The sequence below is a fragment of the Bacillus sp. EB106-04-02-XG92 genome (assembly GCF_058791995.1).
In genome coordinates, this window is the sequence record NZ_JBYTEA010000001.1 from 568,915 (window position 1) to 583,001 (window position 14,087).

The following is a 14,087-nucleotide window of genomic DNA, read 5'->3' on the forward strand; positions in this document are numbered from 1 at the left end:
CTTAATAAAAGCTTTGGAATGCAACTATACCACATACGGTAAAAAGATAATAGCACCAATTATAACAGCTATTATCGCAAACAATAAAACCGCTCCCGCTGCGACATCCTTTGCAATTTTTGCAAACGGATGTATATCCGTAGTCGCTAAATCTACTGTTTTTTCCACAGCCGTATTTACCATCTCTAAACTCATTACAATTCCTATTACAATAAGTACTACCATCCACTCTACTTTCGTAATATGGAAATAAAAACCGCAGCATATAACAATGACTGCGGCTAAATAATGAATTTTCATATTTCGTTCATGACGAAGACAAAAGAATATACCTGCTATAGCATATCCAAAACTATTTATAAGTTTTCCTTTTTTCATCGTCCTAATCCAAATGCTTCTAAAATTTCTTTTTGTCTTCCGAACATTTCTTTTTCATCCTCTTCTGTCATGTGGTCATAACCAAGCAAATGTAAAAAGCCATGTAACGCTAAAAAGCCAAGTTCACGATCAAAAGAATGTCCATACTCTTCAGCTTGTTCTTTCGCTCTCGGAATAGAAATAATAAGGTCACCTAACATGCGAGGCATCTCTGCGCCTACAATTTCCATTTCTCCTTCTCCCATTTCTTCCATAGCAAAGGAAATGACATCAGTAGGCTGATCCTTATCTCGGTAATCACGATTAATCTCGCGAATGCGTTCGTTATCTACAAATGTCACGGATAACTCAGCACCATCCTCTATTTTTTCCATTTGAGCCGCTGTTCCTAATATCTCACGAATTAAATTCACATATTCTTCTTTCACTTCTTCTGTTTCATCAATGAAATCAATTAATAAACTCATTCTTTCTCCTTCTCTTCCGGTGGTTCCGGATATGTAATACGCGAATGGAAAATACCATTTAACGTTTCACATAACGTTTTTCCAACGATTTGTAGTTCCTTAAATGTCAAATCACATTCACTAAATTGCCCATCTTGCAGGCGATCTTTAATAATACTTTGTACTAAATTATTAATTTGATCTGGCGTTGGGTGATTCATAGAACGTACCGCCGCTTCAACACTATCAGCAATACCAACAATTGCCGATTCTTTAGAAGTTGCTTTGGATCCTGGGTAACGGAACATCTCTTCTGTATATTTTTCTTTATCTTCTTTAATCGCTTTATAATAAAAATATTTAAGGAGCGTTGTACCATGATGTTGTCCAGCAATATCGATAATCTCTTGCGGAATATGGTATTCTTCGAGCATTTTCACTCCATCTGTTACATGAGCAATGATAATATCTTTACTCGTCACAGGATCTAATTTATCATGCGGATTTTCAATTCCCATCTGGTTTTCAATAAAGAATTGTGGTTGTACCGTTTTTCCTACATCATGATAATACGCTCCTACACGTGCTAATACACCATTTGCTCCAACTGCTTCACAAGCCGACTCAGAAAGGTTCGCTACCATTACACTATGGTGATATGTTCCTGGCGCTTCTAACAAAATTCTACGCAAAAGCGGATGATTCGGACTTGATAGTTCCATAAGTTTCATGCTTGATACTATTCCAAGTCCACTTTCTAAATATGGTAATATTCCCATAGCCAAAACAGATGAGATAATCCCTGAAACGGAAGCCATCAATAATTGCGTACCAATTTCAAGAGGTGAAAAATTCCCATTACGTAATAATAATAACGCCGCCAAGACGACTACATTTAAGATAGAAACGAGTATACCAGCTTGCAAAATCATCGTACGACGATTTTTTTCTCGTAAGAAAATACTTACTGATAATGAACTTAATAACACATAAATACCTACACTATAATTCAGTGTACTTGTTACCCCTTCATTAAACATAATACTTCCGCACACAGAAAAAATCATACTTGTTAAAAATACAAATCGATCACCAATCATTAGTTTTACAAGTATTGTTCCCATCGCAACAGGGACAACATACGCAATTCCTGCATATTCAAGCTTTTGAAACAAACTAATAATTTTCATTAAAACAATCGTGATAGACAAAATTGTAATATATGCTAAAATGTACGGTCTGTCTTCTCTTTTCCGCTGTAAAAATACTTCAAACTGCTTATGCATAAAGTATAGTAACACACCAATGAGCACCGCTAATCCAACGTAAGGCTGAAAACTATTACCTTTCTCTAATAAACCGACTAATTTCAACTGATTATACATATCACTTGAAATTGTTTCACCTTCTCTAACGATAACTTGTCCTTGAAGAATATAAACAGGTGGAACTAAATCTTCTTCTGCTTTCTTCTTCTCTTTCGTTACAGCTGGATCATAAAAGTAATTTGCTGTAATCGCATAGGATCCTAGCGCATTCACAGCTTCCTTTAATCCGCTATTCACATTAAGGCTCTTCATTTCATTAACAAATCGCTCTTTCGCTGCCATTTCTTCGGACATTTTAATATTTCCACCCATAATAACACTAACAGACGTTAAAGCCGCATTCTTTGCTAATTCTAATTGATCCGGTTCTGCATTGATAAAGTACAATAAATTCTCATCCGATAATTCCTTTGTTAAATTAGATGGCAACTTCTTCTTCAATTTTTCTAATTTATTAGCATCGGTCATCTTTTTTTGCTCTTCAGGTCCAGCAGCTTTCATCTCCTGAATGACTTCATTTACCTTAGCAAAAACATCATTTACAATATCTACTCTATTTTGTTTATATTCACTTCTATATGTATATTGATCCCCGACTTTTTGAGCGGCCTCTTGTTTTTTCCTGTCCGTTATAACCTTATCTTCAATTTTAATAGGAGAATGAATTGTTTTTTTCGCAATAGAATACATATCAACATCTAATTGCTCTGGTTTCACATTATTCATCAGTGCAAAAAACAGCACTGCTCCTAATAAAACGTAAGAAATCCAACTTAGTTTTTTCGAATGTTGTAAATTACGAAACCACTTAGAAATTTCTTGAGATCTTAACATGATTTCAATACCTTCTCCTCTCCAGAAATAAAGTGAAACTATTTATAGCTTTCATTTCTTTTAGCCAACGATACTTTTAGGTAACATTTTATACACCAGTACCTATAGTTTATTTCTCTTATCTTTTATGATAGTAAAAAATATGCCGTTCGCCAACCTTAATACAAAAAGAAATGATCCTGACAAATAGGATCATTCCATTTTATCATATGCCTCAATAATACGTTGCACCAGTGGATGCCTTACAACGTCCGTTTGTTCTAATGTAATGAATGAAAGACCAGATACACCAGATAAAATGTTAGAAGCTAGCGTAAGCCCTGACTTTACTCCTTTTGGTAAATCTACTTGTGAAGGGTCTCCCGTAATAACCATTTTAGAACTAAAACCTAATCTAGTTAAAAACATTTTTATTTGTGCACCCGTTGTATTTTGCGCTTCATCTAAAATAACAAATGAATCATCGAGCGTACGTCCTCTCATATAAGCAAGAGGCGCGATTTCAATTACACCTCGTTCCATCATACGCTGCGTATATTCTTGTCCAAGAATATCGTGCAGGGCATCATATAATGGACGTAAGTACGGATCTACCTTCTCTTTCAAATCACCTGGTAAAAACCCTAAACTTTCTCCAGCTTCTACAGCTGGTCTCGTTAAAATGATTTTCTTTACATACCCTTGCTTTAAAGCCCTTACAGCCATTACTACAGCTAAATATGTTTTCCCAGTTCCGGCAGGCCCTATTCCAAATACAATATCATTTTTCTTCATTGCATGAATATATCTTCTTTGCCCCATTGTTTTTACACGAATGGATTTACCTTTTGCCGTTTTAAAGATTTCTTCTTCATATAACTCTTCAAATTGAGCAATTTTCCCTTGTTGTGCGAGCTGAATTGCATACGCAACATCTCTTTCTGTAATTGATACACCTTTTCGAATAACAACAAGTAATTGCTGTAAGATTTTTTCTACGAGTGCCACAGTTTCAACTGCTCCAGATGCATGAACAGTTTCACCTCTAGTTACAATCGATACATTCAGTTCACGTTCAATTACTTTCAAATGAGCATCATTGACTCCAAAAAGAGCGATTGCTTCGTTAGTATTTTCCAATTGTTGGTTCATTTCTACTAATTGTTCTGCCATTACTCAGTCTCCTTGAATATCGGATTCGGATATTGGTTGTGACTCTGCAATATTTTCAATCACAGTATAATGCAATGTGACTTTTAGTTGATCCGCCTCAACCTCTTTACTCAAAATCTTATCACTTACAATCATAGCATGTTCATCCAATTTTTTCTTTAGTTCTTTTTCAGCCATCTCTTTCGCTACTTTTATTGCCTGTTTTTCTGTATATTCTCGATTTGCTTCTTCCTCTTCCCGTACTATATCTTTTTCGTATGCAATCGGTAATGTAAAACCAAATAATTTCACATCATGCTTTACACTTTCAGTACGAGAGCGTTTATACTTATCATGCTGAAATCCCCATATTTTTATTTTCGTACTCCCAAATGTAAGGTAATGCTCATTATATGCATTTCCCGTATATACTTGAAATTGTGTCTTTAACGGCACAGTTACATTAGATGTATACCACGTTTCCCCATATACAATACCTTTCGCCGAAACAATCGTCGGACTCTCCTCATTACCGTATATCCCTGATACGAGAAGTTGCCCTTTTTCTACATGATCATTTTTTAAAACGACTGGTTTTCCTACTTCAACAAATGTTTTTGTAACAATCGCCTCTTTTTTCGCCACTAAATTTTGCGGTCTTTGTTCCTTTTCTTTTTTCGGCTCGTTTTTTTCAACTATTTTAAAATGGTACGTCGTTCCTCTTATTTCAAGTCCCGCCCAAGTAATCGCATTAATATTATCAGTCAAATGACGCTGTACATCTTCTACATTAGGCATTTGGAATTGTAATTTTCCCTTTTTAATACCCATTTTGTCCAATTCTTTCATCAATATATATTCTGTTTCAGGTTTCGCTCCTGTAATTTCAATTTTCCAAACCATATTCGATAATGCAATCATACCAAAAAAGAAAATTAAAAAACCAATTAAGAATCCACTATTTTTAATTAAACGCTTATTCCAAAAAGGAAAGCCATAGCGCCCAATAAAATATAATTTACATTCATTTTTTCTATAAATCGGCTTGATTTTTTTCACATCTCGTAATAGCATGCAAAATACTAACGTTTCATCAGCTATTTTCTTAACGTCCCAAACTAGTAATTTCCTACGCACACATTCGTTAACGAACCGTTCCGCTCCTCTACCTTCAATTCGTACCTTTACATATCCAAGCCACTTTATAAACCATTTATTTTTCATCTACCACCTTCACTACCTTTCCAAAAGTAGACACACTACTTTTCACTTTAATTAGCAAAATAGCTCGTACGAAAATGAAATAAAGAGTTTTATTTTCCATAACATAAATAGCGGGACAAACTAAATAGTAGGTTCATATCATTAGAATAAAGAAGAAAAACTTCACATACGGAAGTTTCCCTTACTTCTCTTTCTGTTCGTCTTCTAAAAACGTTACTTGCTCAATGATCCCTTCAAGCAAAAGTTCTTCCGGAAGGATTGTTTTAATAACAAAGGACTGCCCCTTAATTAATAACTGACCATGCTTTAACAACAATCTTACTTCTTTATCTGAAAACACTAATAAACCTCGATGATTTTCTATATAGATATGCACTTGCCCAACAAGCGTGATCCGAGGTAGATCCATTAGCACATCCACTGGTAGGTCTATTTGCTTTGTTAACCAATTCTTCATTTGTTCTAATTTTTTCATCCCAAAAGACCCCCTCTCATCCCATATGTATGAAAAAAGAGCTTGTAATATCACGTCCAAACTGAAAAAAAGCATAAAAAAACGTCTCATACGAAATGAGACGTTTTTTTATGCTAATAGCTGGACAACCAGCTTATTCACAAGTGATCCGTCTGTTTTACCTTTTACTTTCGGCATAACAGCAGTCATCACCTTACCCATATCTGCTTTCGAAGTTGCACCAACTTCAGAAATAACTTGCTTGATTATATCAGCTAATTGTTCTTCCGTTAATTGCTCCGGCAAATATGCGCTTAAAATCTGAATTTCACTTTGCAGTTTATTAACAAGGTCTTCACGACCAGCTTTTTTAAATTCAAGGAGGGAGTCCTTATGCTGTTTTACTTCACGAGCTAAAACTGTTAGTTCCTCTTCTTCAGTAAGAGTATGCTGTAGTTTAATACCTTCATTTTGTAAAGCAGCCTTAACCATACGAATGACGGTTAATTTTTCTTTTTGTTTATTCTTCATCGCTTGTTTCATATCATCGTTTAAACGACCGAGAAGACTCATAACTTACACCCTCTCTTAGAATTTACGCTTTCTTGCCGCTTCAGATTTCTTCTTACGTTTTACACTTGGTTTTTCATAAAACTCGCGCTTTCTTGCTTCAGCAAGTGTACCAGTTTTAGAAACCGATCTTTTAAAACGGCGAAGTGCATCCTCCAAAGACTCGTTTTTACGAACGACTGTTTTTGACATTCTCTTTCCCTCCCTCCGAAACATCACACTTACATACTAACTTCAGCATGCAAAAAGAAACACTTCTTCAGCATGTCTTTTACGATTATAATACATTTTATCACTTCAGGTCAACTATTTGGCAGAATAAAAGCAGAATAGATGCTCTTCCTTTTTCAAAAACTATGCAGATATCTGTTATCCTTTCACCTAAAGCCAACTATATTTTTATCATTACACCTTTTTTCATGCAGGAATGTACGAAAAAACTTCTCATTTCTCACATTTTTTAGTACTTAACTTCTCCACTAAAAAAGAAAGCATGCAAATCGTTTCCATTTGCATGCTTTTTTTACCCCGCTATTCGCCGGGCAGTAAGACCCCCACCTCAAAATTCAGCGAAAACAAAGAAGTTAGGTGGGGATCAGGCTGCCCGTAAAAGCCCGATTGGTGAAGGCTAATAATCAGCGGGGGGATGAACCCCCCCGCAGATTAAAGTTTCACTTTATGCGCTTGCTGATTCCTTTTTCACATCATCTTCAAGGACACGAACAAATTGCGCTTCGTTATATGGATAACCGGCTTTAGTAATTTTCACTTTCACTAGTTTACCAATTAATTCTTCTGATCCTTCAAATACAATCTTCAAGTAGTTATCTGTATAACCTACATATAACCCTTCGCGGTCGCCCTCTTTAAATTGCTCTTCTGGAATGATTTCAAGTACTTCACTTTCAAACTGTGACGCATACTCTTTCGCTAATTGATTAGATAGTTCAATTAAACGATGAACACGATCATTCTTCACATCTTCAGGAACTTGATCTTCCATACGCGCTGCAGGTGTTCCTGTACGTTTTGAGTACGGGAATACGTGTAATTCAGAGAAGCGATTCTCTTTAATGAAATTGTATGTTTCCATGAATTCTTCTTCTGTTTCACCTGGGAAACCAACGATTACGTCCGATGTAATCGCAAGACCTGGTAACGCTTCTTTCAAACGATCTAAGCGCTCTTGGAAAAATTCCATCGTATACTTACGACGCATACGCTTTAATACAGTATTAGATCCAGATTGCAGCGGAATGTGTAAGTGACGTACAACTACTTCAGACTTATCTAACACTTCAATTACTTCATCTGAAATCTGACTCGCTTCAATAGAAGAAATACGAAGACGTTTTAATCCGCCTACTTCCGCTTCCATATCACGAAGTAATCCAGCTAAGTTATAATCTTTAATATCTTCACCGTATCCACCTGTATGAATACCTGTTAATACGATTTCTTTATAACCTGCATCTACTAATTGCTGCGCTTGTTTAATAACTTCTTTCCCATCACGAGAACGCATTAAACCACGCGCCCAAGGAATAATACAGAATGTACAGAAATTATTACAACCTTCTTGTATTTTTAAAGATGCACGTGTACGATCCGTGAAGTAAGGTACATCTAGTTCTTCGTATACACGTGTTTTCATAATGTTGCGGACAGCATTAATTGGCTGACGCTCTTTACGGAATTCTTCGATGTATCCTAACATCTTTTCACGATCTTGTGTACCAACTACAATATCTACACCTGGAATCGCCATAATTTCCGCTGGAGATGTTTGTGCATAACATCCTGTTACACAAATAACCGCATCCGGGTTTTGACGAACAGCACGTCTAATAACTTGACGACTTTTCTTATCTCCCGTATTCGTTACTGTACACGTATTAATTACATATACATCAGCTTTCTTTTCATATTCTGTTCTTTCATATCCACCTTGTTTAAACAATTGCCAAATGGCTTCTGTTTCATAGTGGTTTACTTTACAACCTAACGTATGGAACGCAACAGTTGACATTGATCATCACCCCATCAATTCAAAATGATACGAAGCAGCACTTAACGCGTATAACGGCGCCGTTTCTGTTCTTAAAATTCTTGGTCCTAAACTACATGGTACAAATTTATGTTCACGAAGCGCTGTAATCTCTTCCTCAGCTAAACCGCCTTCTGGGCCAAATACAATCAATAGCTTTTGACCTGGTTTCATAGTCGTTAAAGCTTTTGCAAAGTTAGATTTCTCACCTTGTTTTGCTTCCTCTTCGTAAGCAACAAGACAAACATCATACTCACCACTCATTGAAAGTAATTGTTTAAACGATGCTGGAGCATGTACTTCTGGAACTTCGCTTCTATGTGATTGTTCCGCAGCTTCTTTCACAATTTTTCTTAAACGCTCAACTTTTTTATCAGCTTTTTTCGCATCCCATTTTACGATAGAGCGAGATGCTTGAAATGGTAAGAATGCAGCTGCCCCAAGCTCAGTTCCTTTTTGGAAAATTAACTCTAGCTTGTCTCCTTTCGGCAGTCCACTTGCAATCGTCACGAAAACAGGAAGTTCACTTGACGCCTCTACCCATTCTACAATAGCTGTATTAATAAATTCACTGGTAATTTCATCAATTGAACATACGGCTGTTTTTCCATTTACACAGCAATAAATGTGATCACCAGCTGACATACGCATCACTCTTGCGATATGATGTACGTCATCACCTACAATGCGAATATTTGTCTCATTTACATATTTCTCTTCTACAAAATAACGTTGCATATAATCACCTTAGTAGAGTTTCGTTCCTTTCGTAAGTCAACACTTACGAAAAGAACGAAACGTTATCATTTTTCATATAACAAACGGCAAGTCCCTCACCTTATAGTGAGAGACTCCCCTTTTCATTATAGACTAAAACCTATATTACGCATTTCGTGCAATAATTGCTACCCAATCTTCCATTCGTAACACTTCTTCAATTGTAAATCCGGCTTTTTCTAACGCTTCAGAAATTACTTTTTCCTTCGCAGCAATAATGCCCGATGTAATAAATAATCCACCTGTCTTCACAACTCTCGCTGCATCTTCAGGGAATAATAAAATAATTTCTGCTAATAAGTTAGCTACGATTAAATCAACAGGACCTTCAATACCTTCTAAAAGACTATTTTGCCCAACAGACACGATATCATCTGTTTTATTTAAACGTACATTCATTTCTGCACTTTCAACCGCAACCGGATCTAAATCATACGCTTGAACAGAAGACGCACCTAATTTTGCTGCTGCAATACTAAGTACACCAGAACCTGTTCCTACATCAATGACAGTGTCACCTGGCTGAACTGTTTTCTCTAAAGCACGAATACACATCGTTGTTGTTGGATGCGTTCCTGTTCCAAACGCCATACCTGGATCTAATTCAATAATTTTTTCTTCCGGAGAAGACGGTGTATATTCTTCCCACGTCGGCACAATTGTGAATGTATCAGAAATTTGTACTGGATGGTAATATTTTTTCCAAGCAGTAGCCCAATCTTCTTCATTGACTTCGTTAACGGTAATATTTCCAGTACCAATTTCGATGTCGTAAGATGGAAGCACATCAATAGATGATTTTACACCTGCAATCGTTTCATGTAAAGAATCCGTTTGCGGGAAATATGCTTTTATTAATACACCTTCCGCCGGATATTCATCTGGGTTCAATGCATAAATTTCACCGTATTGTTGCTCGCGCTCTTTCGTCAACTCTGCTGGATCCTCAATCGCAACTCCACTAGCACCAGCTTCATGTAAAATATGAGAGACAGCTTCTACTGCTTCTTCTGTTGTATGAATACTAATTTCTGACCATTTCACAATTTACCAACTCCATTTTTCATTTCCATTATTCCCCTTTGAAAGCACGTTTAAGCTTTCCAAATAAACTATCATCCTGCTCTTCTTGTCCCGCAAATTCACGCAATAAATCTTTTTGATGTGAAGTTAATTTCGTCGGTACAACAACACGAACGACTACATATTGATCTCCTTGACCGTATCCACGTACGTTCGGAGCACCTTTCCCTTTTAAGCGGAATTCTGTTCCTGTTTGTGTGCCTGCTGGAATTTTCAGCTTCACTTTCCCATGAACAGTAGGAACTTCCACTTCAGCACCAAGTGCCATTTGTGCGAATGTTAATGGCATTTCGCAGATAATGTGATCTCCTTCACGTTCAAAGAATTCATGATTTCTTACATGAACAACAACATATAAATCTCCTGCCGGTCCGCCATTTACGCCCGCTTCACCTTTTCCAGATACACGGATTTGTTGACCATTATCGATACCTGCTGGAATTTTAACGTTGATTTTTTTACGTTTACGTACTTTACCAGAACCGTGGCATGTCGTACATTTTTCTTTAATCATTTGACCAGTTCCTGAACAATGACCACAAGCTTGACGGTTTACGATACGACCAAATGGTGTATTTTGTTCTACACTTACTTGCCCTGATCCTGAGCAATGTTTACATGTTTCTTTTGAAGTTCCTGGTTTTGCCCCGCTACCTTTACAAGTATCACATGGATCTTCTACCGGAATCTCGACATTTAATTCTTTACCAAAAATAGCTTCTTCAAAATCTAAAGTGACTTGATATTGTAAGTCAGCACCTTGGCGCGGAGCATTTGGATCACGACGTCTGCCGCCACCGCCGCCAAAGAATGAACTAAAGATATCTTCAAAACCGAAACCACCGCCGAAGTCTCCTCCGCCGCCAAAGCCACCGAAGCCTTGATTAGCACCAGCATGACCAAACTGATCATATTGCGCGCGCTTTTGATCGTCGCTTAACACTTCGTATGCTTCTTGTACTTCTTTAAACTTTTCAATTGCATTTTCTTCTTTACTTACGTCTGGATGGTATTTTTTAGCCAAACGACGATACGCTTTTTTTATTTCATCTTTTGAAGCACCTTTGCTAAGTCCAAGGACCTCATAATAGTCTCGTTTACTCATAAATTTACAACCCCCGAATCTTTCACATAAACGTAATTTTAACACCGAAAGAAAGTGCTTTGCAACAAAGTTTCCTCACTTACAGTATGCAAAGTAAAAAATTAAGAACCTCACACTTTTCTTCTCATTCGTGAAAAAAGCCAAAGTCAAGGCACGCTTGACTTTGACTTTTTGTCATCTTACTTATTATGTTTACAGTTGAATTACTTGTCTTCTTTTACTTCTTCAAACTCAGCGTCTACTACATTGTCTTTCTTAGCGCCAGCATCTTGTGCTCCTTGTGCACCTTCTGCTTGCCCTGCAGCTGCTTGAGCTTGCTCGTATAATTTAACAGTTAATTGTTGTACGATTTCTTGTAAAGCGTCTTTTTTCGCACGGATTTCCTCAAGCTCGTTTTTCTCAATCGCAGCTTGTAATGCTTCTTTCGCTTCTGTTGCTTTCGCAACTTCAGCAGCATCCACTTTACCTTCTAAGTCTTTTACAACTTTATCTGTTTGGAATACAAGTTGGTCAGCTTCGTTACGAAGTTCAACTTCTTCCTTACGTTTTTGGTCAGCGTCAGCGTTTGCTTCTGCTTCTTGTACCATACGTTCTACTTCTTCATCAGAAAGACCTGAAGAAGATTGGATCGTAATAGCTTGCTCTTTGCTTGTTCCTAAATCTTTTGCACGTACGTTAACGATACCGTTCGCATCAATATCGAATGTTACTTCGATTTGTGGAATACCACGTGGTGCCGGTGGAAGGTCTGTTAATTGGAAACGACCTAATGTTTTGTTGTCAGCTGACATTGGACGCTCACCTTGTAATACGTGAATGTCTACTGCTGGTTGGTTATCAGCAGCTGTTGAGAATACTTGTGACTTACTTGTTGGAATTGTAGTGTTACGCTCGATTAATTTCGTGAACACGCCACCCATAGTTTCAATACCTAAAGAAAGTGGAGTTACGTCTAATAATAGTACGCCTTCTACATCACCAGTAAGTACGCCACCTTGAACTGCAGCACCTAATGCTACAACTTCATCAGGGTTTACACCTTTATATGGTTCTTTACCAGTTTCACGTTTAATAGCTTCTTGTACAGCTGGGATACGAGTAGATCCACCAACAAGGATAACTTTATCTAATTCGCTTGGAGCAAAACCAGCGTCTTTTAATGCACGGCGAGTTGGCTCTAACGTTCTTTCAACAAGACCAGCTGAAAGCTCTTCAAATTTCGCTCTTGTTAATGTTAATTCTAAGTGTAATGGACCAGCAGCTCCAGCACTAATGAATGGTAATGAAATTTGTGTTTGTGTTACGCCAGAAAGATCTTTTTTCGCTTTTTCAGCTGCATCTTTCAAACGTTGAAGTGCCATTTTATCTTGGCTTAAATCAATGTTATTTTCTTTTTTGAACTCAGCTACTAAGTGGTCAATAATAACTTGGTCAAAGTCATCTCCACCAAGACGGTTGTCACCAGCAGTTGAAATAACTTCGAATGTTCCGTCTGCTAACTCAAGGATAGATACGTCAAATGTACCGCCACCTAAGTCATATACTAAGATTTTTTGCTCTTCATCTTGTTTTTCTAAACCGTAAGCAAGTGCTGCTGCTGTTGGTTCGTTGATAATACGCTCAACTTCTAAACCAGCGATACGACCAGCATCTTTCGTTGCTTGACGCTCTGCATCGTTGAAGTATGCAGGTACTGTAATAACAGCTTTCGTTACTGTTTCACCTAAGTATGCTTCAGCAGAAGCTTTTAAGTTTTGTAAAATGATTGCAGAAATTTCTTGAGGTGTATAATCTTTACCCTCAACTTCTACTTTGTAGTCTGTACCCATATGACGTTTAACAGACATGATTGTATTTGGGTTTGTAATTGCTTGACGCTTTGCAACTTCCCCAACTTGACGCTCTTCATTTTTGAAAGCTACAACAGAAGGTGTTGTACGGTTTCCTTCTGGATTTGGGATAACCTTTGGTTCTCCACCTTCCATAACAGCTACACAAGAGTTTGTTGTACCTAAGTCAATACCGATAATTTTACTCATGGCGAATCCTCCTACTTTTATGTAAATTATTGATTTACTTTTACCATTGATGGGCGAATCACACGGTCTTTTAGTTTATAACCTTTTTGGAATTCTTCAACTACCGCGTTTGATTCAAATTCATTGTCTTCTACTTGCATAATAGCTTGGTGCTCATTAGGATCAAACTGGTTACCAACAGCTTCAATCACTTCAACACCTTCTTTAGACAAAGCTTCTAGCAATTGACGATGTACCATTTCCATACCTTGTAATAAGGATTTCGTTTGCTCATCAGTTGCTTCCACTTGCATCGCTCTTTCAAAATTATCAAGAGCTGGCAAAATATCTGAAACTAGGCTTTGTGCTCTATATTTTTCAGCAGCCTGTTTATCCATTTGGACACGGCGCTTATAATTTTCAAAATCAGCTTGTAGACGTAATGTGCGACCTTCCGTTTCCGTTAGTTTCGCTTGTAGCTCATCTACTTTTTCTTGTAAAAGAGCAGCCTCACTTTTTTCTTCTACAGTTTTTTCACTGTTTTCTGTCGTGACAGCTTCTTCAACTTGCGCTTCTTTTACTTCTTCTACCACTTGTTCGTTACGCTCTTCCACAATATTCACCTCCTTAAAAGGTATTAGGTATTATGCATAGCACAATTACCTAAGCATTATATATTACACACAGCAATG

At 37.2% G+C, this 14,087-nt stretch carries 14 protein-coding genes; all 14 read right to left on the minus strand.

The window, feature by feature from the left end; genetic code table 11:
• Positions 1 to 24: 24 nt before the first annotated feature.
• Positions 25 to 378 carry a diacylglycerol kinase family protein gene (locus AC3WVA_RS03020; protein ID WP_048531224.1) on the minus strand — a complete coding sequence of 118 codons (354 nt, stop codon included), beginning with the start codon at positions 376 to 378 and terminating at the stop codon, positions 25 to 27.
• Complete coding sequence (gene ybeY / locus AC3WVA_RS03025; RefSeq protein ID WP_048531226.1) at positions 375 to 845, minus strand: rRNA maturation RNase YbeY; 471 nt, start codon at positions 843 to 845, stop codon at positions 375 to 377. The genes AC3WVA_RS03020 and ybeY overlap by 4 nt, the downstream gene beginning before the upstream one ends.
• A complete protein-coding gene (locus tag AC3WVA_RS03030) occupies positions 842 to 2,986 on the minus strand; it encodes an HD family phosphohydrolase (RefSeq protein WP_048531228.1) in 2,145 nt (714 codons plus the stop codon). Before AC3WVA_RS03030 ends, ybeY begins: the two co-directional genes overlap by 4 nt.
• Before the next feature lie 192 nt (positions 2,987 to 3,178).
• Positions 3,179 to 4,138, minus strand: coding sequence for a PhoH family protein (locus AC3WVA_RS03035; protein WP_071757260.1), 960 nt, complete (start codon positions 4,136 to 4,138; stop codon positions 3,179 to 3,181).
• Positions 4,139 to 4,141: 3 nt separating this feature from the next.
• Complete coding sequence (yqfD, locus tag AC3WVA_RS03040; protein ID WP_048531232.1) at positions 4,142 to 5,341, minus strand: sporulation protein YqfD; 1,200 nt, start codon at positions 5,339 to 5,341, stop codon at positions 4,142 to 4,144.
• A 181-nt stretch (positions 5,342 to 5,522) separates the two neighbouring features.
• The gene (gene yqfC, locus AC3WVA_RS03045) at positions 5,523 to 5,816 is read right to left on the minus strand and encodes a sporulation protein YqfC (protein WP_000732266.1); all 294 of its coding nucleotides are present in this window, start codon (positions 5,814 to 5,816) and stop codon (positions 5,523 to 5,525) included.
• Between the two features lie 108 nt (positions 5,817 to 5,924).
• Positions 5,925 to 6,368: a GatB/YqeY domain-containing protein gene (locus AC3WVA_RS03050; protein ID WP_048531234.1), complete on the minus strand. Its 444-nt coding sequence runs from the start codon at positions 6,366 to 6,368 to the stop codon at positions 5,925 to 5,927.
• Between the two features lie 15 nt (positions 6,369 to 6,383).
• Positions 6,384 to 6,557, minus strand: a complete 174-nt coding sequence (gene rpsU, locus AC3WVA_RS03055) for a 30S ribosomal protein S21 (RefSeq protein ID WP_000048061.1) — start codon at positions 6,555 to 6,557, stop codon at positions 6,384 to 6,386.
• A gap of 484 nt (positions 6,558 to 7,041) precedes the next feature.
• Positions 7,042 to 8,394: a tRNA (N(6)-L-threonylcarbamoyladenosine(37)-C(2))-methylthiotransferase MtaB gene (gene mtaB, locus AC3WVA_RS03060; RefSeq protein ID WP_098344853.1), complete on the minus strand. Its 1,353-nt coding sequence runs from the start codon at positions 8,392 to 8,394 to the stop codon at positions 7,042 to 7,044.
• A 6-nt stretch (positions 8,395 to 8,400) separates the two neighbouring features.
• Complete coding sequence (locus tag AC3WVA_RS03065; RefSeq protein ID WP_048531237.1) at positions 8,401 to 9,150, minus strand: 16S rRNA (uracil(1498)-N(3))-methyltransferase; 750 nt, start codon at positions 9,148 to 9,150, stop codon at positions 8,401 to 8,403.
• A 144-nt stretch (positions 9,151 to 9,294) separates the two neighbouring features.
• A complete protein-coding gene (gene prmA, locus AC3WVA_RS03070) occupies positions 9,295 to 10,233 on the minus strand; it encodes a 50S ribosomal protein L11 methyltransferase (protein ID WP_088314367.1) in 939 nt (312 codons plus the stop codon).
• Positions 10,234 to 10,261: 28 nt separating this feature from the next.
• On the minus strand, positions 10,262 to 11,377 hold the full coding sequence (gene dnaJ / locus AC3WVA_RS03075) for a molecular chaperone DnaJ (RefSeq protein ID WP_098344852.1): 1,116 nt from the start codon (positions 11,375 to 11,377) through the stop codon (positions 10,262 to 10,264).
• 203 nt (positions 11,378 to 11,580) lie between these two features.
• The gene (gene dnaK / locus AC3WVA_RS03080; RefSeq protein ID WP_000034700.1) at positions 11,581 to 13,416 is read right to left on the minus strand and encodes a chaperone protein DnaK; all 1,836 of its coding nucleotides are present in this window, start codon (positions 13,414 to 13,416) and stop codon (positions 11,581 to 11,583) included.
• A 26-nt stretch (positions 13,417 to 13,442) separates the two neighbouring features.
• On the minus strand, positions 13,443 to 14,009 hold the full coding sequence (gene grpE, locus AC3WVA_RS03085; protein ID WP_492321777.1) for a nucleotide exchange factor GrpE: 567 nt from the start codon (positions 14,007 to 14,009) through the stop codon (positions 13,443 to 13,445).
• Positions 14,010 to 14,087: the final 78 nt, after the last annotated feature.

Excerpts from the sequence above, each read along its gene's own strand:
- AC3WVA_RS03020 (WP_048531224.1), bottom strand. The coding sequence starts at position 378 with ATGAAAAAAGGAAAACTTATAAATAGTTTTGGATATGCTATAGCAGGT.
- ybeY (WP_048531226.1), bottom strand. The coding sequence starts at position 845 with ATGAGTTTATTAATTGATTTCATTGATGAAACAGAAGAAGTGAAAGAA.
- AC3WVA_RS03030 (WP_048531228.1), bottom strand. The coding sequence starts at position 2,986 with ATGTTAAGATCTCAAGAAATTTCTAAGTGGTTTCGTAATTTACAACAT.
- AC3WVA_RS03035 (WP_071757260.1), bottom strand. The coding sequence starts at position 4,138 with ATGGCAGAACAATTAGTAGAAATGAACCAACAATTGGAAAATACTAAC.
- yqfD (WP_048531232.1), bottom strand. The coding sequence starts at position 5,341 with ATGAAAAATAAATGGTTTATAAAGTGGCTTGGATATGTAAAGGTACGA.
- yqfC (WP_000732266.1), bottom strand. The coding sequence starts at position 5,816 with ATGAAAAAATTAGAACAAATGAAGAATTGGTTAACAAAGCAAATAGAC.
- AC3WVA_RS03050 (WP_048531234.1), bottom strand. The coding sequence starts at position 6,368 with ATGAGTCTTCTCGGTCGTTTAAACGATGATATGAAACAAGCGATGAAG.
- rpsU (WP_000048061.1), bottom strand. The coding sequence starts at position 6,557 with ATGTCAAAAACAGTCGTTCGTAAAAACGAGTCTTTGGAGGATGCACTT.
- mtaB (WP_098344853.1), bottom strand. The coding sequence starts at position 8,394 with ATGTCAACTGTTGCGTTCCATACGTTAGGTTGTAAAGTAAACCACTAT.
- AC3WVA_RS03065 (WP_048531237.1), bottom strand. The coding sequence starts at position 9,150 with ATGCAACGTTATTTTGTAGAAGAGAAATATGTAAATGAGACAAATATT.
- dnaJ (WP_098344852.1), bottom strand. The coding sequence starts at position 11,377 with ATGAGTAAACGAGACTATTATGAGGTCCTTGGACTTAGCAAAGGTGCT.
- dnaK (WP_000034700.1), bottom strand. The coding sequence starts at position 13,416 with ATGAGTAAAATTATCGGTATTGACTTAGGTACAACAAACTCTTGTGTA.